The organism is Terrabacter sp. AAH1 (assembly GCF_054456855.1).
Genome location: NZ_JBTJJV010000007.1, coordinates 169734 through 189701, shown reverse-complemented (window position 1 = coordinate 189701; position 19968 = coordinate 169734). Strand labels below are relative to the sequence as shown.

The window sequence follows — 19968 nt, the reverse complement described above, 5'->3', positions numbered from 1 at the left end:
TCGAGAGAACGCTCCGTCACGTGACAGAGCGTTCTCTCGATTGAAAAGGGGGGTAGGGCGTGCGCGGGGGGCCGCTGGCTCAGAGGCGGACGACCATCTTGCCGGTGTTCTCGCCGCGCAGGACGCCGAGAAACGCGTCGACCGCGTGGTCGATGCCGTCGGCGAACGTCTCGCGGGAGGTCAGCGAGCCTTCGGCGATCCAGCCGGCCGCGCGCTGGGCGTACTCGCCGGCGAGGTCCCAGTGGTCACCGACGAGGAAGCCGGTGATCGTGCCCCGGGTCTGGATGAGACGCGCGAGGTTGCGCGGGCCGGGAGCCGGCTCGGTGTCGTTGTAGACCGAGATCGCGCCGCAGATCGCGATGCGACCGCCGAGACGCAGGGAACCGATGGCGGCCTCGAGGTGCTCGCCGCCGACATTGTCGAAGTAGACGTCGATGCCGTCGGGGGCTGCCTCGCGCAGGAGCGTGGAGACCTTGCCCTCCTTGTAGTTGAACGCGGCGTCGAAGCCGAGGTCGTCGAGCAGGTGGTCGACCTTCTCCCGCGAACCCGCGCTGCCGATGACGCGGCTGGCACCGAGCGCCTTGGCGACCTGGCCGACGACCGAGCCGACGGCGCCCGCGGCACCGGAGACGAAGACGACGTCGCCCTCCTTGATCTTCGCGATGCGGGTCAGGCCGGCGTATGCGGTCAGGCCGGTCATGCCGAGCACGCCGAGGTATGCCGAGGCGGGTGCGACGGACGTGTCGACGACGCGGACGGCGGTGCCGTCGACGACGGCCTCCTCGCGCCAGCCCAGGCCGTGGAGCACGTGGTCGCCGACGGCGATGTCGTCGGTCTTCGACTCGGTGACGACGCCGACGGCGCCGCCGTGCATGGCCTCACCGAGGGCGTACGGCTCGGCGTAGGACTTGGCGTCACTCATGCGGCCGCGCATGTAGGGGTCGACCGACATGACCTCGTTGCGGACGCGGACCTGGCCGTCGGCCAGCTCGACCGGCGCGCTCTCGACGAGGGCGAAGTCGTCGTGGGTGGGCCAGCCGACGGGGCGGCTGACGAGCTGGACCTCGCGGGGGTTGGTCATCGGATCTCCTTGTGCAGCAGTGTTTCTGAGGTACGGGTGGCCGGGCTCAGTCGATCATGATCTCGACGGGGATGTTGCCGCGAGTCGCGTTGGAGTAGGGGCACACCTGGTGCGCGACGTCGACGAGCTCGCGGCCGAGCTGGGCGTCGACACCCTCGGGCAGCTCGACGTGCAGGACGACGCCGAGGCCGAAGCCCGTGCTCGACGAGCCGCTGAGGCTGACGTCGGCCGTGACCGCGACGTCGAAGTCCTCGACCCGACGCTTGCGCGCGACGAGACCGAGGGCGCTCGCGAAGCACGCGGCATACCCGGCGGCGAAGAGCTGCTCGGGGTTGGTGCCCTCGCCGCTGCCGCCGAGCTCGCGGGGTGCCGCGAGGGTGACGTCGAGTCGACCGTCGGAGGTGACGGCGCGTCCCTCGCGACCGGAGGCGGTGGCGGAGGCGACGTACTGGGCGGTCTGGGTGGCGGTGGTCATGGGTCTCCTCGGGTGACGAATTGCGAACCATTAAGTTGTGCGCAATTTGATAGTACGCTTGGTGCATGAGCCCGTCCAATCCGACCACCGCCGCCGGCACCCTCAGCCTCGAGCAGCAGATCTGCTACGCCATGCACACCACGGTGCGGGCGTTCGACGCCGTCTACCGAGAGCTCCTGGCGGAGCACGGGCTCTCCTACCCGCAGTACATCGCGCTCATGGGCGTCGGCGAGCACGGTCCCATGACCGTCAGCAGCCTCGGCGAGCACATGCGCCTCGACTCGGGCACCCTCTCCCCCCTGCTCAAGCGGATGGAGGCGGCGGGGCTCGTCGGCCGCTCGCGCGACCCGGAGGACGAGCGGCGCGTCCTCGTCCGCGTCACCGCGGCCGGGCGTGACAAGCTCGCAGCGCTGCAGGACATGCCCCAGCGCATCGCTGCTCGGAGCGGGCTCACACGCGAGCAGTTGCTCGCCCTGCACCAGACCCTGCGCACCGTGACCGAGCGCCTCGACCACCAGCCCGGCGACTGAGGCGACGTCGACCTCAGGACGGCAGCAGGATCGCGATGGCGTGGATGAGCATCCCGATGAGGCCGCCGACGAGCGTGCCGTTGATCCGGATGAACTGCAGGTCGCGGCCGACCTGCAGCTCTACCCTCTCGGCGGTCTCCTTGCCGTCCCAGCGGTCGACGGTGTCGCTGATGATGCGGGTCAGCTCGGTGCCGTAGCGGTCGATCGCGTAGATGGTCGCGTCGCAGATGCGGGCGTCGATGCGGTCGCGCAGGGCCTCGTCGGTGAGGAGCCGCTCGGCCAGCGCGGTGACCTCCTGGACGGCGCGGACCCGGACCGGGCCGCCCTCGTCCTCCAGCGCGGCCACGACGACCGACCGGAGTGAGCCCCAGAGCGACATCGCGGTGTCGGCCACCTGCGGGTGCGAGAGGACCCGCTCCTTGAGCCGCTCGGCCTTGGCCTGCGTCGCGGGGTCGTGCTGGAGGTCGTCGGCAAGGTCGATGAGCAGCTTGTCGAGGGCCTGGCGCACGTCGTGGCGCGGGTCGTTGCGGATGTCGGCGAGCCACTTGAGGGCCTCGACGTGGATCTTGCGGGCGACGATGTCGTTGATGGCGTCGGGCACCCAGGCCGGGGCGCGCTGCGTGATGAGCGACTCGAAGAGGTCCTCGTTGTCGACGAGCCACACGCGGATCTCGTCCAGCGCGAGGTCGACGAGACCGACGTGGGCCTCGTCGCGCACGACCTGGTCGAGCAGGCCACCCGCGAGCGAGCTGACCGGCTCCTGGGCGAGACGCGGCAGGACGGCCTGCTCGATGACCGCCCGGACGTCCTCGTCGGGGATGCGGTGCAGGGCGTGGACCGTGACCGTGGCGACCTCGTCGACGAGGCGCTTCGCGTGGCCCGGCGCCAGCGCCCACTCGGCAGCCCTGCGGGTCGGCTCCGCGTCGAGCACCCGTTCGCGGATGATGTCCTCGCGCATGAAGTTCTCGCTGACGAACTCCTCGAGGCTGCGCCCGATCATCTCCTTCTTGCGCGGGATGAGCGCCGTGTGCGGGATGGGCAGGCCGAGCGGGTGGCGGAAGATCGCCGTCACGGCGAACCAGTCGGCGCAGGCACCCACCATCGAGGCCTCGGCGCCGGCGTTGACGAAGCCGAGGAAGCCGTCGTCGTGGCCGCGGGTGAGCACGTAGACGATCGCCGCGAGCACGAGCAGGCCCGTGGCGACGAGTCGCATCTGGCGCAGGTCGCGGCGACGCTGGGCCTCGAGCGCCGGGTCGACGATGAACCCGAGCGGACCGCCTGCGCCCGTGCCCCGGCGCCGGCTGCCGGCGCGCGGCTCGGGAGACCTCGCGCCGGCGCTCGGGGGCGGGCCGGCTTCGGCCGAGGGCGCTGCGGCGTCGCGCTCCCGCGTCGCCTGGGGTGTGGTGTCCACGTCCGGCACCTCCACTGGTGGTGTGCTCAGCGCGCCGTCTCGAGCGCGAAGGTCAGAGCATCGATCCTCGCACGCGTCTCGCCATCAGTTGCTATGCGCTCGCCGATGCGGGTCGCGACGGCGCTCACGTCGGCCGCCTCGAGCCCGGGTCGGAGCGCCAGCACGACGCGCAGCACCCCCGCCCCGGACGGCTCACCGGCCTCGAGCCGGTGGTTCTCGACGGATGCCTCGACGGCCACGGCCGCGCTCACGGCGGAGGCGACGTGGGGGTCGAGGTGGCTGGGCCGCCACTCGCGCTCCTGGGCCAGCGCCCACAGCATGCTGGGCCGCAGCACGCCGGCGTGGGCAGAGGCGACGTCGACGAGCAGCACGTGGCACTCCTCGGTGATGGCGGCCTGCGCGGCCGCGGCGGCCCGCACGGGCACCGGTCGCGCCCCGGGGTCCCACGCGGCGAGGCTCTCGAGCGAGGTGAACATCGGCAGGGCCCGCGAGCCGTCGGGTGCCGTCAGCGTCACCGCGGCCATGTCGCTGCGAGTGTCCATCGCGTGCGCACCGCTGTCGTCGACCTCGGTGGCGACCGCCACGACCGGCACGAGCCACCGGCTGGTGGCCACGCTGCGCATGAGGACGAGCTCGGCGTCCGGGCCCGGCGTCGACTGGACGGCTCGCAGCGCAGCGAGCAGCCCCTCGTCCGCCGAACCGTCGTCGCCCGAGAACCCGTGCGACGGGATCGACTTGCCCTCCCAGGCCTGGCCGGCCGAGTCCGCAGGACGGCCGTGCGCGTCGACGTGGCCGGACGCGGTCGGGTCGTCGGACGCGCCGCTCATGCGGAGGGACGACCGGCGACGTCGAGCGCCTCCGGCAGCGTGAACGCGCCCCGGTAGAGGGCCGAGCCGACGATGGCGCCCTCGACCCCGTCACCGACGAGGGTGCGGATGGTCGCGATGTCGTCGAGGGTGGAGACACCCCCGCTGGCGACGACAGGACGGTCGGTGCGGGCACACACGTCGCGGAGCAGGTCGACGTTGGGGCCCTGGAGCATGCCGTCCTTGTTGACGTCGGTGACGACGTAACGGGCACAGCCCTCACGGTCGAGCCGCTCGAGGGTCTCCCAGAGGTCGCCGCCCTCGCGGGTCCAGCCGCGGGCTGCGAGGGTCGTGCCGCGCACGTCGAGGCCGATCGCGACCCGGTCGCCGTGATCGGCGATGATGCGGGCCGTCCACTCCGGGTCCTCGAGCGCCGCGGTGCCGATGTTGACCCGGCGGCAACCCGTCGCGAGCGCCGCCTCGAGCGACTCGGTGTCGCGGATGCCACCGGAGAGCTCGACCTGCAGGTCGAGCCGGCCCACGATCGAGGCGATGAGCTCGCGGTTGCTCCCCCGCCCGAACGCCGCATCGAGGTCGACCAGGTGGATCCACTCGGCGTCGGCGTCCTGCCACGCCTTCGCTGCCTCCCACGGGTCACCGAACCGGCCTCCGCTGCCGGCGACGCCCTGCACGAGCTGCACCGCCTGCCCGTCGGAGATGTCGACGGCGGGCAGCAGCTCGAGCCGTGGCTGGTCGGTCGGTGTGGTCATTCGGTCACGCACTCCTCGGGTCGATCGTCGACCTCCGAGTATGCCGTGGGGCAACCTGACGCCGTTGACCGGACCGTCAGGCGGGCGGGACACCCGAGGTGCCCCGCCCGCCCGGTCCGGCTCGTTCCGGTCAGCCCTCGGTGCCACCACCGGGCTGGAGCGATCCGTTGACCGTCAGGGCGTACGGCGCGTACTGGCGCACGGTCTCGGTCGGCTCGTCGTACGAGACGATCGCGACGACGGAGGTGGCGGACCGCAACCGCGAGAGCTGCCCGCGTGACAGGTGCACGGCGTTGCGGCCGTCGAACTCGATCTGGGTGACCGACAGCTCCTTGCCGGTCCTGATGCCGACGAGCTTCAGGTGCCAGTTGGCCACGGGCGTGGGGCTGATCTGGGTCGGCGACCGGAACGGTGCCAGGCTGGAGCCGTCGCTCACCAGCGTCCCCCCGACCGTCACGTCGTCGACGAGCAGGCCACCCTCGTTGACGCCGCCGTCCGACACGTAGTGCAGCGACAGGAGGACGGTCTGGCCGGCATACGCCGAGAGGTCGTATGTGTGCGGCTCGAAGCCGGCGGTCGTCCCGTTGAGGGCGGGCCCGTTCGGGCCGGCGACGGTGCGGTCGCCGGCGATCGGCGTGTAGGTCTTGCCGCCGTCGGTCGACACCTCGACGTACGCGTAGTCGAAGCCCTGCTCGGCGCCGTACTTGGCGAGGAACCGCAGCGTCGGGTCGGCCGCGGGGACTGTCACCGAGGCGACGGCGGCAGAGTCGAGGTTGCTCGCGTTGCCCGACCAGAGGACCGGGTTGCCCGGGCGGTCGGGGTCGTTGCCGACGACCGTCCAGAGCAGCGGCTGCGAGGGCAGCTCGCTCGCCCCGCGGAAGGTGACCGACCGGAGGTCCTCACCCTTGAGGGCGCGACCGCGCGCCGTCAGCGGGACGTAGTCCGCGCCGTTCGGGGCCGCTCCCGGCGTGGCGTATGCCGTGGGGTTGGCGAGGTTGACCGACGAGCGGAGGCTCGCGCTCGTCACCCGCTGCCGCGACAGGCCCTTGAGCTTGACCTTGGCAGCGTCGTCGACGAGCTTGTCGAGCAGCACCATCGACTGGTGGTCGTGCAGGACGGTGTAGAGGTCGGCGCCCCGAGCGGCGAGCGCTGCCTCGATCGAGGCCAGTCCTTGGTGGGCGCCGTCGCGGTGCAGCTCGGACATGAACGCCGTGCCGTAGCGGTCGTAGAGGAAGAGCATCAGGGAGTAGGCGTGCCCGTAGTCGGCCAGCACGGCGTTCGGGTTGCCGCCCTCGCCCCAGAGGTTGAACGAGTTCTCCGGTCCCCCGCAGTCACGCGGGTTGGTGTTGAACGGAGTCGTCACGGTGCCGAAACCCTGGAAGCAGTAGAGGTGGCTGTCGCCGCCGCGGTCGAAGACGGTCTTGGTCGCGTCCACGTAGCCGACGAGGGTCTGGGCGAAGTCGGAGAGGCCCTCGTTGACGGCGATCGACTCGAACGGGTCGGTGTAGTACTGCAACAGGTGCTGGTACTCGTGGGCGAAGGTGCCCTCGTAGAGCCGTGGGCGGGCGGGCCGGGTCGAGCAGAGGTCGGTGGTCGGCGCGTCGGGAGGGTTGACGCCCGTGCGGTGCGCCCAGTCGTAGGCGTCGATCGTCATGACGTTGCGGTCGAACAGCTCGTTGAACTGCGCCGAGAAGAAGCCGGCGATGTAGGTCGGGGCCGCGGGGAACGTGTAGTAGTTGTCGTCGCGCACGTTGTCGACGAGAGTGACGATCTTGTCGCCGGCGCCGTCGTAGACGCCGCCGTTGCCGTTCGCGTCCGGGCCGATGAGCGCGTTGCTGCCGTCACGGTCCGGGGCGACGCTGAAGGCCTCGGACTCCTTCGGGAACATGTTCGCGTCGAACTCCTTGACGAGGTCGTTGACCTGGGCGTCGGTGACGACCGTCGACTGCGGGTCGGCCGCCGTGCGGCAGTCACCGGCAGGGAACGAGGTGTCGTTGGCGACCCAGACCTCGATCTTGGCGCCGACGGCGCGCAGCGTGTAGTCCTTGCGGTAGAGCAGGCCGTTGAAGTCGTCGAGCCCGAGCCACTGGCGCACGGTCCCGACCTCGGGGGTGGCGGCCAGGGCGCGGGGCGCGAGCCGCGCCGAGCGCTTCGCCGAGAACTGGTCGGGGACGTTCACCGGCTTGCCGTCGAGACGGAAGTCCTTGCGCTTCAGCTCCTTGACGTCGGACCGTGGATCGGATGCTCCGGGCGGCGCGCTGGTGGCCGCGGGCGGCGAGGCCGCCGGTGCGACCGCAGGCGCCGTGGCTGCCCCGGCCGGTGCCGCCATGGCAACCGCGGCCAGCACTGCGGTGCCGATCAAGGTGAAGCGTCGTCCACGCATCTGACTCCCCTATCGTCCCTGGCTCGCGGGCACTCCGACGGACCCACGAATGCCAGCCATCAGACACCCGTGCCGGACCGGGGTCAATGGTCGCGGAGGCGTCAGGAGGACGTCGGTGGAACCTCCGGCCCGGCCGGGGGCCCTGCTGGTTCAGGCGGCGTCGGCTCGGACGAGGCTGCGATCTCTGCCCGGTGGCGCCACAGCACGTAGCCGAGACCGAGCACCAGCACGACCCCGATGAGCAGCAGGCGCATCGGCCAGGACAGGTCGAGCAACGTCGTGACCACCAGCGTGCCGATGGCCGTGCCGACCGTCGTGGGCAGGCCGGGCCCACTCGCCCGGCGGCGAGGGTAGAGCGAACCGGACGTCGTTCGGCGCCGGGTCGAGGAGGTCGAGGTGCGCCTCGTCGTCCTCCGGGCCGTCGACCTCTTCGTGCGCGCCGACGAGCTCGTGGACCTCTTCGTCGCCATGGCTCCTCCTCGTCGGCCAGACCCCTTGGCTGTCAAGGGATCTCGGGCACCGTCACAGGCTGTGGACCCAGTTCTCCAAGAGGTGCAGCCCGGCGTCGCCGGACTTCTCGGGATGGAACTGCGTCGCGCTCAGTGGCCCATTCTCGACCGCGGCGACGAACTTCGCACCATGACTCGCCCAGGTGACCCGGGGCGCTACCCGCGCGAACGCGCCGGTGGCCTCGAGCGTCCACTGCTGGACGGCGTACGAGTGCACGAAGTAGAAGCGCTCCTGCTCGACGCCCGCGAAGAGACGGGAGCCCTCGGCGGGCTCGACCTCCGACCACCCCATGTGCGGCACGACGTCGGCGGGCAGGCGCTCGACCGTGCCGGGCCACTCGGCCATGCCCTCGAGCGGTGTCGCGGAGGGCTCGGTGGACCCGTCGAAGAGCACCTGCATGCCGACGCAGACGCCGAGCACGGCCCGGCCACCGCTGATGCGCCGACCGATGATGCGCGGACCGTGCGCCGCTGCGAGACCGGCCATGCAGGCGTGGAAGTTGCCGACACCGGGGACGAAGAGCCCGTCGCACCCGAGGGCACGCACCGGGTCGGCCGTGAGCGTGACGCTCGCTCCCACCCGCTCGAGCGCGCGGACGGCCGAGCGCACGTTGCCGCTGCCGTAGTCGAGGACGACGACGTCGGCGGTCATCGGGGACCCACCATGGTCAGAGGGCTCCCTTGGCGCTGGGGATGCCGACGACGCGCGGGTCGGGCGCGACGGCGGCGCGCAGGGCCCGCGCGACGGCCTTGAACTGCGCCTCGACGATGTGGTGCGGGTCGCGGCCGGCGAGCACGCGCACGTGCAGGCAGAGGCCCGCGTTGTAGGCGAAGGACTCGAGGACGTGCCGCGTCATCGACCCGGTGAAGTGACCGCCGATGAGGGCGTACTGCTGCCCCTCGGGCTCGCCCTCGTGGACGACGTAGGGACGACCGGCGACGTCGACGACCGCGTGGCAGAGCGCCTCGTCGAGGGGCACGGTGGCGTCGCCGAACCGGGAGATGCCGGCCTTGTCGCCGAGCGCCTCGCGCACCGCCTGCCCGAGGACGATCGCCGTGTCCTCGACGGTGTGGTGCACGTCGACGTCGACGTCGCCGGTGGCCTTGACCGTGAGGTCGATGAGCGAGTGCTTGCTCAGCGACGCGAGCATGTGGTCGTAGAACGGCACGCCGGTGGAGACGTCGGACCGGCCGCTGCCGTCGAGGTCGAGCCAGAGCTCGACCGACGACTCGGACGTCGCGCGGGTGATCTTCGCGGTGCGGCTTGCGGGGCTGGCTTGGCCGGCTGGGCTGCTCATGGCGTGGGCTCCTGGCGGTCGACGTGGGTGGGGGCGAGGCGCGTCATGGCCTCGAGGAATGCAGTCGTCTCGTGCGGGTCGCCCGCCGTGACGCGGAGGTGGTGGGCGATGCCCATGTCGCGCACCAGGACGCCCTCGTCGAGCAGCGCCTGCCACGTGGCCTTCTCGTCGCGCAGGCCGCCGAAGAGCACGAAGTTGCTGTCGCTCGCGACGGGCCGTGCGCCGAGCTCGGCGAGCCGCTCGACGATGCGGTCTCGCTGCTGCTTGATCACCTCGACCGTGCCGAGCATGACGTCGGCGTGCTCGAGCGCGACGCGGGCGATCGTCTGCGTCGGGCTGCTCAGGTGATAGGGCAGCCGCACGAGGCGGAGCGCGTCGACGAGCTCGGGCGCCGCGACGAGGTAGCCGAGCCGGCCACCGGCGAACGCGAAGGCCTTGCTCATGGTGCGGGTGACGACGAGTCGCGGGTGCTCGGCGAGCAGTGTCAGCGCGGATCGGGTTCCGGGCCGGGCGAACTCGGCATAGGCCTCGTCGACGACGACGATGGCGTTCGGTGCCGCCTCGAGCACCGCACCGATGACCTCGAACGGCAGGGCGGTGCCGGTCGGGTTGTTCGGGGAGCAGAGGAACACGATGGCGGGGTCGTGCTGGCGCGCCTGGCGGGCTGCCGACTCGGGCGTGAGGTCGAACGCGTCGGGATCGGTTGCGGCAGAGCGCAGCCCGTCGACCCAGGTGGTGCCGAGCGTCTCGGTGATGATCGGGTGCATCGAGTAGCTCGGCGTGAACCCGAGCGCGACGCGGCGGTGACCACCGAAGGCCTGCACGACGTGGGAGAGGACCTCGTTGGACCCGTTGCCGGCCCAGAGCTGCTCGGGCGTCAGGGCCACCCCCGACTGCTTCTCGAGGTAGGCCGTGAGCGCCTTGCGCAGCTCGGTGAACTCGCGGTCGGGGTAGCGGTTCAGTGCGGAGACGTCGTCGGCGAGCGCCGCCAGCACGGCGTCGACGACGACCTGCGGCACCGGGTAGGAGTTCTCGTTGGTGTTGAGCCGCACCGGCACGTCGAGCTGCGGCGCGCCGTAGGGCGTGCGACCGCGCAGGTCGGGGCGCAGCAGCCGCTGCACCTCGTCGGCCGCGGTGGCCGGGGCGGCCGCCGTGGCGGTGTCGTCGGTCACCGTGGGACCTCGTCGCCGAAGCGTGCGGTGACGGCCTCGCCGTGGGCCGGCAGGTCCTCGGCCTGCGCGAGCGTGACGACGTGACGGGCCACGTCGCGCAGGGCCGTCTCGTCGTAGTCGACGACGTGGATGCCCCGGAGGAACGACTGCACCGACAGACCGCTGCTGTGGCAGGCGCAGCCGGCGGTGGGCAGCACGTGGTTCGAGCCGGCGGCGTAGTCGCCGAGGCTCACCGGGCTGTGCGGGCCGACGAAGACCGCGCCGGCGTTGCGCACGCGCGCGGCGACGTCGGCGGCGTCGCGGGTCTGGATCTCGAGGTGCTCGGCGGCGTACGCGTTGACGACGTCGAGACCGGCGTCGAGGTCGTCGACGAGGACGATGCGCGACTGGGTGCCCTCGAGCGCCTCGGTGACGCGCTCGGAGTGCTTCGTCGCCGGCACGCGTCGCGCGAGGGCGCGCTGGGTGTCCTCCGCGAGCGACTCGCTGTCGGTGACGAGCACCGAGGCGGCGAGCGGGTCGTGCTCCGCCTGGCTGACGAGGTCGGCGGCGACGTGGTCGGCGTCGGCGGAGTCGTCGGCGAGGATCGCGATCTCGGTGGGACCGGCCTCGGCGTCGATGCCGATGAGACCCTTGAGCAGGCGCTTGGCCGCCACGACCCAGATGTTGCCGGGCCCGGTGACGAGCGACACGGGGTCGCACGAGACCTGCTCGCCGTCGACGGTGCCCCACTCGGGGTCGTCGTCGACGAAGCCGTGCGCGAACATCGCGACCGCCTGGGCGCCGCCCACGGCGTACACCTCGTCGACCCCCAGCAGCGCGCACGCGGCGAGGATCGTCGGGTTGGGGTAGCCGGCGAACTCACCGGTGTTCTCGCGCTGCGGCGGGGACGCGACCGCGAGCGAACCCACCTCGGCGAGCTGCGCCGGCACGACGTTCATGATGACGCTGCTCGGGTAGACCGCGAGGCCGCCGGGCACGTAGAGGCCGACCCGGTCGACCGGCACCCAGCGCTCGGTGACGGTGCCGCCGGGCACGACCTGGGTCACGGTGTCGGTGCGGCGCTGGTCGGCGTGCACGAGGCGGGCGCGACGGATCGACTCCTCGAGCGCCGCGCGGAGGTCGGGGTCGAGGCGGTCGAGCGCCGACCGGAGCACGGCGCGTGGCACGCGCAGGTGGCCGGGGCGCACGCCGTCGAAGCGCTCGCCGAGGTCGCGCAGCGCCGCGGCTCCTCGATGCTCGACGTCCTCGCAGATCGGCCGCACCTGCTCGAGGGCGGCCGTGACGTCGAACTCGGCTCGGGGCAGGGCCCGGCGCAGGAAGCGCACGTCGAGCGTGCGTCCGCGCAGGTCGAGGGAAGACATCATGGCCCCAAGTCTAAAAGCCGCGCGGAGGTGCCCGACGCCACGTCTCAGCGAGCGGTGGAGCGCCGGTGCGCGAGGGCCGCCACGAGACCGACGAGGAGCGCCAGCACCGTGCCGGCGGCAGCGCCCACGAAAGGGTGGTCGGCGAAGACGCGACCGCCGACGTAGCCGACGCCCGAGCACCAGCTCGCCCACAGGACGCAGGCCACCGAGTCGTAGGCGGCGAAGCGTCGCATCGGGAAGCCGGTCGCCCCCATCGTGAGCGTCGTCGCCGTGCGGCCCCCCGGCACGAAGCGCGCGCCCACGAGGACCGGGCCACCCGCTCGAGCCGTCGCCCCCGCGGCCCACGCGTGAGCCCTCGCCGTACGCGTGCCCGGGCGGACGCGGGAGAGGACGCGGGTCCCCAGCGCCCGCCCGACGGCATACGCCACGTGGTCGCCGGCGACGGCGCCGGCAGCGCCGGCGACCACGACCAGCGCGAGGTCGGGCCCGTGGCCGGCCGCGAAGGTGCCGGCCAGCAGCACGGCGGTCTCGCTCGGCACGAGGGGCAGGAAGGCGTCCAGCACCGCCAGGCCGACGAGGAGGACGTAGAGCCAGGGCGACGTCATGACGGTGCTGACGAGCTCGAGCGCGGTGTCACCCATGAGCGGACGGTAGGGGCGGCGGATGACGCGGCACCCCTTCTTCCGCCTCCCGCACGCCAACGCGGCGTGAACTCCCGTCGCCACGAGACCGTGCGGCGGTGCGCCTACGGAATCCTGACCCGCGACAGGGCAAGGACTGACCAACGGCTGACCCGTCGCCCACCGCGCGTCCGCCACGCTCGTCGGGCCGCTTCCCGACCGGGTCGCTGCGCCCCCACCCGACAGGAGAACCCGTGCCCGTCGTCATCCCCCGGCGCCGCCTCGCCGCGGCCCTCGCCGGTGCCGTCGTCGCCGTCGTGCCGGCCAGCGTCGCGCTGACGGCTGCCGCCGGCGCGCCGGCCTCGGCGCTGCCCCTTCCCGCCGTGGCACCGGCCGCCCCGGCAGCCGTCGCCGCAGCCCCGCTCACCGTGTCGCAGGCCATCGCAGGCCAGACGGGCCAGAGCGCCACCGTGCGCGGCTACGTCGTCGGCCAGCCCACCGCGACGAGCACCGTCGTCACGTCCGGGTTCCCCAACGACTACGCCCTCGCCGTCGCCGACTCCGCGTCGGAGACCTCGACGAGCCGGATGCTCTACGTGCAGATCCCCTCGGCCTTCCGTGCCGCCTGGGGGTTGAGAACCAACCCGTCGCTCATGGGCCGCCAGATCGACGTCACCGGCGCGCTCTCCGCCTACTTCTCGCACCCCGGCATGACGGGCACGACGGCTTTCGCCTTCAGCAGCGGGTCGGGAACGACACCGCCGCCGACCACGACCACCTCGACCACCTCGACCGGCACTCCGACCAGCACGAGAGGGCCCTACGACTCGACGTACTACGCATCCGCCGTCGGCAAGAGCGGGTCGGCGCTGCGGACCTCGCTGCACGGCATCATCAGGACGCAGACGGTGCTCACCTACGACCAGGTCTGGACCGCGCTCAAGGACACCGACCAGGACCCGAACAACACGAACAACGTCGTCGAGATCTACTCGGGCCGCTCCATCGCCAAGTCCGACAACGGCGGCGGCGTCGACCAGTGGAACCGTGAGCACGTCTGGGCGAAGAGCCACGGCGACTTCGGCACCGCCAACGGGCCCGGCACCGACGTCCACCACCTGCGCCCTGAGGACGTCACCGTCAACAGCGACCGCGGCAACCTCGACTTCGACAACGGCGGCGGAGCGGTCGCACAGTGCACCGGCTGTCTCCGCGACGCCGACTCGTTCCAGCCGCGCGACGCGGTCAAGGGTGATGTCGCGCGGATGATCTTCTACATGGCCGTGCGCTACGAGGGCGACGACGCGTGGCCCGACCTCGAGCCCAACGAGTCGGTGAACAACGGCACCGCCCCGTACATCGGCAAGCTGTCGGTGCTCAAGCAGTGGAACCTGCAGGACCCGCCCGACGCGTTCGAGAAGCGTCGCAACCAGGTCATCTACGACACCTGGCAGCACAACCGGAACCCGTTCGTCGACCACCCCGAGTGGGTCACCTCGATCTGGGGCTCCTGACCGCCACGACCGGCTGGTTCGGGACGGCCGTGCTCACGACGTCTGGTCGATGAGCACGGCCGTCTCCCAGGCCCATTGGCGCCAGAGGTCGTAGCGACCCGAGCGGCCACCGTGACCGGCCGCCATCTCGGTGCGGAAGAGCAGCTGCGGCGTCCTCGTCCCCTCCGGCGCGGCCCGGTCGGCGTGGCGCATCGCTGCCACCCACTTGGCCGGCTCGGTCACGAGGACCCGCGTGTCGTCGAGACCTGCCGTCACGAGGATGCTCGGCCGGGGGCCCGGGCGCACGTTCTCGTACGGCGTGTACGAGCGGATCAGGGCGTATGCCGCCGGGTCGTCGACGGGGTTGCCCCACTCCTCCCACTCGACGACCGTGAGCGGCAGGCTGGGGTCGAGCACCGAGCTCAGGGCGTCGACGAAGGGCACCTGCGCGTGGACGAACCGGAAGCGGTCAGGCGCCTGGTTGACGACGGCGCCGATGAGCAGGCCACCGGCCGAACCACCCTCTGCCGCAAGCCGGTCGGGGGCGACGATGCCGGTCTCGATGAGGTGGTCGGCGCAGGCGACGAAGTCGCTGAACGTGTTGGGCTTGGCCTCGAGCTTGCCGTCGTCGTACCAGGTCCGACCCATCTCCGACCCGCCGCGCACGTGGGCGATCGCGAAGACCCAGCCACGGTCGAGCAGCGAGAGGCGCAGCACCGAGAACCAGGGGTCGCTGGCGATGCCGTAGGCGCCGTACGCGTTGAGCAGCCCGGGTGCGGTGCCGTCGGCCACGACGTCGTCGCGGTGCACGACGGAGATCGGGATGCGGGTGCCGTCCGGAGCCGTGGCCCACTCGCGCCGCTGCCGGTATCGGCCGAGGTCGACATCGCCGCGCACGTGCTGCTGCTTGAGCAGCGTGAAGGTGCGGGCGTGCACGTCGTAGTCCTCGACCGTGCGGGGCGTGACGAGCGACTCGTGAACGACCTGCAGCGTGCGGGTGCTCGCCTCGGGGTTGACGCCGACGAGCAGCGTGCCGATGGGCTCACCGACCGCGATGTCGTGCGCCTCGCCGAGGCCGTTAGGCGCCTGCGCGTCGCGCAGCACGACGCGGATGCCCGTGCCGCCCTCACGCCGCAGCGAGACGGCGATGAAGTCGTCGAAACCCTCCGCGCCCGTGACGTACTCGTCCTCAGTGGTGACCCCTAGCGGCACCCACTCGTCGGCCGAGGTGCACGTGACGGGGGCGACGGCGAGCTCGAAGTTCACCCGGTTCGCGTTGTGGGTGACGAGCAGCTGCTCGCCGAACGGCTCGATGTCGTACTCGACACCTTGCCTGCGTGGCGCGACGACCCGGGGCCTGCCCAACGGGTCGTCGGCGTCGAGGAGGCGGAACTCGCTCGTCGTCTTCGAGCCGATGGCGATGATGACGAGTCGGTCGTCGCGCGAGGTGCCGACCCCGACGAAGAACCGCTCGTCCGTCTCCTCGTGGACCAGCACGTCGGCCTCTGCGGGGGTGCCGACCTCGTGACGCCACACCTGGTGCGGGCGCCACGCGTCGTCGACCTTGGTGTAGAAGAGCTGGCGCTGGTCGAGAGACCACGCCAGCGAGCCACCGGTGCGGCGGACCGAGTCGTCGAGCTGCTCCCCGTCCGCGATGCGCCGCACGTGCACGTCGTAGCGCTCGTCGCCCACGACGTCGACGGCATACGCGAGCAGGTCCCCCGCGGGCGACACCTCGCTGGCTCCGACGGCGAAGAACTCGTGGTCGCGGCCTTCCACGTTCTGGTCGAGCAGCACCTGCTCCCCCGCCGGCGGGCGGCCGTCCTCGAGCACGGGACGCTGCGGATGGTCTGCCGCAAGCACCCGAGCCTCGACGGCGTACTGCTCGCCCTCGACGGTGCGCGAGTAGTACCACCAGCGGTCGTGGCGCACCGGCACCGAGAGGTCGGTCTCCTCGATCCGCGAGCGGAACTCCTCGAAGACCTGGTCGGCGAGGGGCCGCAGGTGCTCGGTACACTGGGTCGCCCACGCGTTCTCGGCGGCGAGCAGCTCGCGCAGCTCGTCACCGTCGCGGTCCGCCATCCAGGCGTACGGGTCCTCGAAGCGGTCGCCGTGGTGCTCGCGGACGACGGGGTCGCGACGCGCGACGGGGGGCTCCAGCATCCGAGCAGTCTAGGAGGACGGGGTCAACTCCCTGGGCAGCCGGGTCGCGGCCGCGTCAGGCGGTCACGGGAGCGAGCACGACCAGGGCGATCGTGCGGCTGACCTTGGCCTGCTAGCCGTCGTCGTCGAAGACGTGCTCGTCGAGCCGGCGCCACAGGTGCTAGCCACCAGCCGGGCTCCCAGTCGGCGCCGCCGTTCGAGGCTGCCACCACCCAGTCGGGGCCACGCCGGAGGTAGAGCATTGGCGTCCGGTTGATGCGGGACGGCCCGGGATCACGAGGATCCCGGGCCGTGCTCCAGCGGCTGACCCGGTCAGTGGACCTTGACCTGGCCCTGGACGCGCTGGGTGCCGCTGTCGTAGACGACCGCGCCCGAGGCGTCGCGCACGACGACACGCATCGTGTCGCCGCTGGCCGCGTCGACCGCGGTCACCTCGAACCGGCGGCCCGGCAGGCCGCCGACGGTGGCGGTGCCGGCGAGGCGCGCGGTGTCGCCCGTCACGACGAGCCAGTCGAGGCCCGTGGAGGCGAGCGTGAGCCCGGGCGTCGCCAGCGTGAGGGAGCCGTCGGGCCGGGTCGCACCCGCGGCGTACTGCGCCGACACCTCGAACTGTGCCTTGCCCGTGGCGGCGGGGTCGCCGGTCACGGCGCCCTTCGGCGACGTGAACCAGCCGCCGCCCGTGAGGAACCCGGCCGCGCGGTCGTAGACCACGACGGTCGTCGTGCCCGCGTCGCTGTGACCCCACTGGTCGGTGACGGTGACCGTCACCGTGTACTCGCCGGCAGCCGTGTAGACGTGGTTGCCGGCGGCCGCCGAGCCCGCGACGGTGCCGGCGGTCACGGCGCCGTCGCCCCAGGAGATCGACGCGGTGTGGGTGTCGAGACGGTCCGCGTCGGAGAAGGTCGCACCGACCTCCACCGGGCTGCCGACCGAGGTCGCGGCCGACGGCCCCGTGACGTCGCCGACGACGGGGGCGGCGTTCGTCAGGTCCAGACCGACGACGACCGGGTCGTGGTCGGAGATGCGGTACTCGTCCGGCGCGTACAGCGTGCCGATCTGGTTCGCCGTCTTGAACTCGGTGTTGTAGTCGAGGATCGACGGCTCGTCGGCGTTGATGTGCCAGTCGGCCACCCCGGCCACCTGACCGCCGATCGAGGCCGAGCCGAGCGCGTGGTCGAGGTAGCCCCACTGCCCGTCGAAGGCGTACGAGTACGCCTCGCGCCCGTTGCGCTGCTCGATGAGGTTGGTGAACCCGGCCTTCTCGAGCGTGGTGATCGGGTCCTCCTTGGCGTAGGAGTTCATGTCGCCGAGGACGAGCACGTCGGGGTCACCCGTGCCGGTCGGGTCGCCGGCGAGCCACTCCGCGAGGAGCTGGGCCGAGCGCACCCGGACGGCGTTGCAGTTGCCCTGGCCGTCGCCGGCGTCGGGCGCGGCACAGGCCGAGCCCTTGCTCTTGAGGTGGTTGGCCACGGCCACGAAGGTGCCGCCGGTCGTGTTGTCGCGGAAGGCCTGCGCCAGGGACGGGCGGTTGCGCGGGGCGGAGTCGCCACCATTGACGAAGTCGACGGTGTTGAGCGCTGCCGTGGTGCCGACCGGCGTCACGGCCTTCGGCTTGTAGAGCATGCCGACCTTGATCGCGTCGCTGCCCAGCGCGTCGACCTGGCCCGTGCGGGCGTCCGCGTCGATGAACGACCACGTGCCCTCCCCGTCGGCCTCGTTGAGTCGGTCGACGAGGAACTGCTCGGCACTCGTGGCTCCGTAGCCGTCGTTCTCCATCTCCATGAAGGCGACGACGTCCGCCTCCGTGCCGGACACGGCCGCAACCGTCTTGCGCCACTGCCGGTCGAACTCGGCGGTGGTGTTGGCGCCGCGGCAGTCCATCGGCGCGCCGGTCGTGCCCCCGGTGCAGTTGTTGCCCGTGGTGTCGAGGGTGTTGAAGAAGTTCAGCAGGTTCATGCCCACGACGCGGGTCTGCCCGCCCACGCCCGGAGCACTGGTCGGCCGCGGGTTGGTCGGCTGGAAGTCGACGCGCGCCTGGGGGTTCACCGGGCGGATCCGGTAGGCGTTCGGGCTCGAGCTGTTGCCACCCCAGGTGAAGGTGAGCACACCCTTGAGACCGGTGACGGTGTCACCACCGCGCAGCGTGTTGCCGGCCGTGAGGGGCTGACCACCGCGCCCGAAGACGATGGGGTCGACGTTCTGGGCCTGCGAGGTGTCGTCGAGGATGATCTTGCGCAGGTTGTTGGCGGTCTGGACCGCGGCTGCGTCGGCACCCGGGGCGGCGACGTTGGTCGGCTGCTCGAGGCGGCCGCCCTGCGAGAGCGTCACCTGGCCGAAGCGACCGAGCTGGAAGTGCTCGGTGACGCTCATCGGCTGCGGGAGCGTCACGAGCATGCCCTCGAACTGCTCGAGGGTCGTGGCGGACTCGACGGGAAGACGGACCTCGGTGGGCGTCACGGAGCCGGTGCCGCACACGGACGGCGCGGCCCCGGGCGGCAGGCTGATCTGGGTCTGGCCCTGGTTCTCGCCGACGGCACCCGTCACCGTGACGAGGTCGCCCACCTTGACGGTGTCGGCGTTGCTGCCCTCGAAGACGAAGAGGCCGTCTGACGTCGCGTGGTCGTCGTCACCGGCCGGGTCCTGGATGAAGAAGCCGCGCAGCGCCGGTGACGCGCCCTCGTAGTCGCCCACGACGACGCCGCGCGTCGTCACCGAGCGGCCGACGAGCGGACTCGTGGCTCCGGTGCCCTGGATCTCGGGGATCGGCGTGATCGACGCCTCGCAGGGGTTGCCGGCCGGCGTGGAGAAGCGCAGCACGAAGTCGGCCGCGAGGGTGTCGGGCGGGTCGATGGTGTCGACGTCGGCGACAGCGCCTCTCGAGACGGTCAGGGTGCAGGAGTCGCCGGCTGCGAAGTCCGACGTCGGGTCGAGCGTGTAGGTCGTCTGCGCCGTCTGGCTCAGCGTGAAGGCCCTCGCACCGCCCACCGAGCAGACGAGGGAGAACGCGCTCGCAGGAGCGGTGACCGGCTCGGAGAACGTGACCGAGACGTTCGCACCGGGAACGACGTTCGTGCTGCCCTGGCTCGGCGTGGTCGAGGAGACGGTGGGCGCCACGTCGTCCGCCGGACCGCTGTCGACCGCGTGGCTGCCGAGGCCGTCGAAGGTGTCGACGGCGTAGCCGTCCCACTGTGCGGCGGGGTCGAAGGCGTCGGAGCCGTTCGTGTCGCCGGCGGTGACCGACGCCTTGCGGCGCAGGGTGTTGTCCATGGTCGAGGTGAGGCCGGAACCCCACTCGGAGCCGGGGTCGACCCCGATCTGCCCGATGACGTCGACCGACGCGGAACCCTTCCGGAGGACGATCGCGTCGTCGCCGTTGTACAGCGACGCAGAGGTCGTCTGGTCCGCCTGCGCGAGGATCTGGGCAGACGCGGTCGAGGCGGCCAAGACGTACACGTCGCCGTTGGCGACGCTTCCGGTCAGCGGCACCGTGCCGGTCGTGGTGCCACCGTTGAACGACATGAACACGGTGTAACCGGCCGCGGCGAGGTCGACCGTGGCACCGGTGCCGTTGTAGATCTCGAGAGCCTTGTTGTTGCTCGAGCCCTCGACGTACTCGCTGAAGAACAGCTCGCTCGGGGGTGCCGCTGAGGCCGGTCCGGCCGCGACGAAGGGGGTGATGCCCACGGCGAGCGCAGCGGTGGTGACCGCGGCGACCCGACGCAGGGCAGGACGAGATTGACGCATTGAAGATCCTCCCTGGGACCGGCTCTTCCGCTCGGTCTGCGGGTCACCCTAGACGGGGTCCCGCCGTCTCGCGCGTCGAGATCCCGTCGCCCTGCTGAACGGCCGGCGACAGGGAAGCGGCTCCGCCTCGACGACGATCAGAGGGACGA

At 71.9% G+C, this 19968-nt stretch carries 16 protein-coding genes; 2 read left to right on the top strand and 14 right to left on the bottom strand.

From position 1 onward, the window contains the following. Nucleotides 1–79: 79 nt before the first annotated feature. Both ACXR8F_RS13165 and ACXR8F_RS13160 read right to left on the bottom strand, forming a co-directional pair. A complete protein-coding gene (locus ACXR8F_RS13165) occupies nt 80–1081 on the bottom strand; it encodes an NADP-dependent oxidoreductase (protein WP_458801062.1) in 1002 nt (333 codons plus the stop codon). Nucleotides 1082–1127: 46 nt separating this feature from the next. Next, on the bottom strand, nt 1128–1556 hold the full coding sequence (locus ACXR8F_RS13160) for an organic hydroperoxide resistance protein (protein WP_458801060.1): 429 nt from the start codon (nt 1554–1556) through the stop codon (nt 1128–1130). Between the two features lie 65 nt (nt 1557–1621). Between ACXR8F_RS13160 and ACXR8F_RS13155 the strand changes: the two genes are divergently transcribed. Beyond that, nucleotides 1622–2086, top strand: a complete 465-nt coding sequence (locus tag ACXR8F_RS13155; RefSeq protein ID WP_045193106.1) for a MarR family winged helix-turn-helix transcriptional regulator — start codon at nt 1622–1624, stop codon at nt 2084–2086. A gap of 13 nt (nt 2087–2099) precedes the next feature. Here ACXR8F_RS13155 and ACXR8F_RS13150 read toward each other — a convergent pair whose 3' ends face one another. The 10 genes from ACXR8F_RS13150 to ACXR8F_RS13105 form a co-directional block, all read right to left on the bottom strand. Beyond that, nucleotides 2100–3497, bottom strand: coding sequence for a DUF445 domain-containing protein (locus tag ACXR8F_RS13150; RefSeq protein WP_458801058.1), 1398 nt, complete (start codon nt 3495–3497; stop codon nt 2100–2102). Between the two features lie 26 nt (nt 3498–3523). Further along, nucleotides 3524–4324 carry an SseB family protein gene (locus tag ACXR8F_RS13145; protein WP_458801056.1) on the bottom strand — a complete coding sequence of 267 codons (801 nt, stop codon included), beginning with the start codon at nt 4322–4324 and terminating at the stop codon, nt 3524–3526. Then, complete coding sequence (priA, locus tag ACXR8F_RS13140) at nt 4321–5073, bottom strand: bifunctional 1-(5-phosphoribosyl)-5-((5-phosphoribosylamino)methylideneamino)imidazole-4-carboxamide isomerase/phosphoribosylanthranilate isomerase PriA (protein WP_458801054.1); 753 nt, start codon at nt 5071–5073, stop codon at nt 4321–4323. The genes ACXR8F_RS13145 and priA overlap by 4 nt, the downstream gene beginning before the upstream one ends. A 130-nt stretch (nt 5074–5203) precedes the next feature. Next, nucleotides 5204–7456, bottom strand: a complete 2253-nt coding sequence (locus ACXR8F_RS13135) for a peptidase M6 (RefSeq protein ID WP_458801052.1) — start codon at nt 7454–7456, stop codon at nt 5204–5206. A 101-nt stretch (nt 7457–7557) separates the two neighbouring features. Continuing rightward, nucleotides 7558–7926: a hypothetical protein gene (locus ACXR8F_RS13130; protein WP_458801050.1), complete on the bottom strand. Its 369-nt coding sequence runs from the start codon at nt 7924–7926 to the stop codon at nt 7558–7560. Between the two features lie 52 nt (nt 7927–7978). Then, nucleotides 7979–8617 (bottom strand): imidazole glycerol phosphate synthase subunit HisH, encoded by a 639-nt coding sequence (hisH, locus tag ACXR8F_RS13125; protein ID WP_458801048.1) that lies wholly within the window; start codon nt 8615–8617, stop codon nt 7979–7981. Nucleotides 8618–8633: 16 nt separating this feature from the next. Beyond that, a complete protein-coding gene (gene hisB, locus ACXR8F_RS13120; RefSeq protein WP_458801046.1) occupies nt 8634–9263 on the bottom strand; it encodes an imidazoleglycerol-phosphate dehydratase HisB in 630 nt (209 codons plus the stop codon). Further along, complete coding sequence (locus ACXR8F_RS13115; protein ID WP_458801044.1) at nt 9260–10435, bottom strand: histidinol-phosphate transaminase; 1176 nt, start codon at nt 10433–10435, stop codon at nt 9260–9262. The genes hisB and ACXR8F_RS13115 overlap by 4 nt, the downstream gene beginning before the upstream one ends. Continuing rightward, nucleotides 10432–11799, bottom strand: a complete 1368-nt coding sequence (gene hisD, locus ACXR8F_RS13110) for a histidinol dehydrogenase (protein WP_045193099.1) — start codon at nt 11797–11799, stop codon at nt 10432–10434. Before hisD ends, ACXR8F_RS13115 begins: the two co-directional genes overlap by 4 nt. A gap of 44 nt (nt 11800–11843) precedes the next feature. Next, nucleotides 11844–12440 carry a DedA family protein gene (locus ACXR8F_RS13105; RefSeq protein WP_458801042.1) on the bottom strand — a complete coding sequence of 199 codons (597 nt, stop codon included), beginning with the start codon at nt 12438–12440 and terminating at the stop codon, nt 11844–11846. A 233-nt stretch (nt 12441–12673) separates the two neighbouring features. Between ACXR8F_RS13105 and ACXR8F_RS13100 the strand changes: the two genes are divergently transcribed. After that, complete coding sequence (locus ACXR8F_RS13100; RefSeq protein ID WP_458801040.1) at nt 12674–13933, top strand: endonuclease; 1260 nt, start codon at nt 12674–12676, stop codon at nt 13931–13933. Nucleotides 13934–13966: 33 nt separating this feature from the next. Here the strand turns inward: ACXR8F_RS13100 and ACXR8F_RS13095 are convergent, their stop codons facing one another. Then, nucleotides 13967–16075 carry a S9 family peptidase gene (locus ACXR8F_RS13095; RefSeq protein ID WP_045193097.1) on the bottom strand — a complete coding sequence of 703 codons (2109 nt, stop codon included), beginning with the start codon at nt 16073–16075 and terminating at the stop codon, nt 13967–13969. A 312-nt stretch (nt 16076–16387) separates the two neighbouring features. Next, nucleotides 16388–19819 carry an ExeM/NucH family extracellular endonuclease gene (locus ACXR8F_RS13090; protein ID WP_458801038.1) on the bottom strand — a complete coding sequence of 1144 codons (3432 nt, stop codon included), beginning with the start codon at nt 19817–19819 and terminating at the stop codon, nt 16388–16390. Between the last annotated feature and the right edge of the window lie 149 nt (nt 19820–19968).

Excerpts from the sequence above, each read along its gene's own strand:
- hisD (WP_045193099.1), bottom strand. The coding sequence starts at position 11,799 with ATGATGTCTTCCCTCGACCTGCGCGGACGCACGCTCGACGTGCGCTTC.
- ACXR8F_RS13145 (WP_458801056.1), bottom strand. The coding sequence starts at position 4,324 with ATGAGCGGCGCGTCCGACGACCCGACCGCGTCCGGCCACGTCGACGCG.
- ACXR8F_RS13160 (WP_458801060.1), bottom strand. The coding sequence starts at position 1,556 with ATGACCACCGCCACCCAGACCGCCCAGTACGTCGCCTCCGCCACCGCC.
- hisH (WP_458801048.1), bottom strand. The coding sequence starts at position 8,617 with ATGACCGCCGACGTCGTCGTCCTCGACTACGGCAGCGGCAACGTGCGC.
- ACXR8F_RS13090 (WP_458801038.1), bottom strand. The coding sequence starts at position 19,819 with ATGCGTCAATCTCGTCCTGCCCTGCGTCGGGTCGCCGCGGTCACCACC.
- ACXR8F_RS13105 (WP_458801042.1), bottom strand. The coding sequence starts at position 12,440 with ATGGGTGACACCGCGCTCGAGCTCGTCAGCACCGTCATGACGTCGCCC.
- ACXR8F_RS13130 (WP_458801050.1), bottom strand. The coding sequence starts at position 7,926 with ATGGCGACGAAGAGGTCCACGAGCTCGTCGGCGCGCACGAAGAGGTCG.
- ACXR8F_RS13165 (WP_458801062.1), bottom strand. The coding sequence starts at position 1,081 with ATGACCAACCCCCGCGAGGTCCAGCTCGTCAGCCGCCCCGTCGGCTGG.
- priA (WP_458801054.1), bottom strand. The coding sequence starts at position 5,073 with ATGACCACACCGACCGACCAGCCACGGCTCGAGCTGCTGCCCGCCGTC.
- ACXR8F_RS13095 (WP_045193097.1), bottom strand. The coding sequence starts at position 16,075 with ATGCTGGAGCCCCCCGTCGCGCGTCGCGACCCCGTCGTCCGCGAGCAC.
- hisB (WP_458801046.1), bottom strand. The coding sequence starts at position 9,263 with ATGAGCAGCCCAGCCGGCCAAGCCAGCCCCGCAAGCCGCACCGCGAAG.
- ACXR8F_RS13155 (WP_045193106.1), top strand. The coding sequence starts at position 1,622 with ATGAGCCCGTCCAATCCGACCACCGCCGCCGGCACCCTCAGCCTCGAG.
- ACXR8F_RS13135 (WP_458801052.1), bottom strand. The coding sequence starts at position 7,456 with ATGCGTGGACGACGCTTCACCTTGATCGGCACCGCAGTGCTGGCCGCG.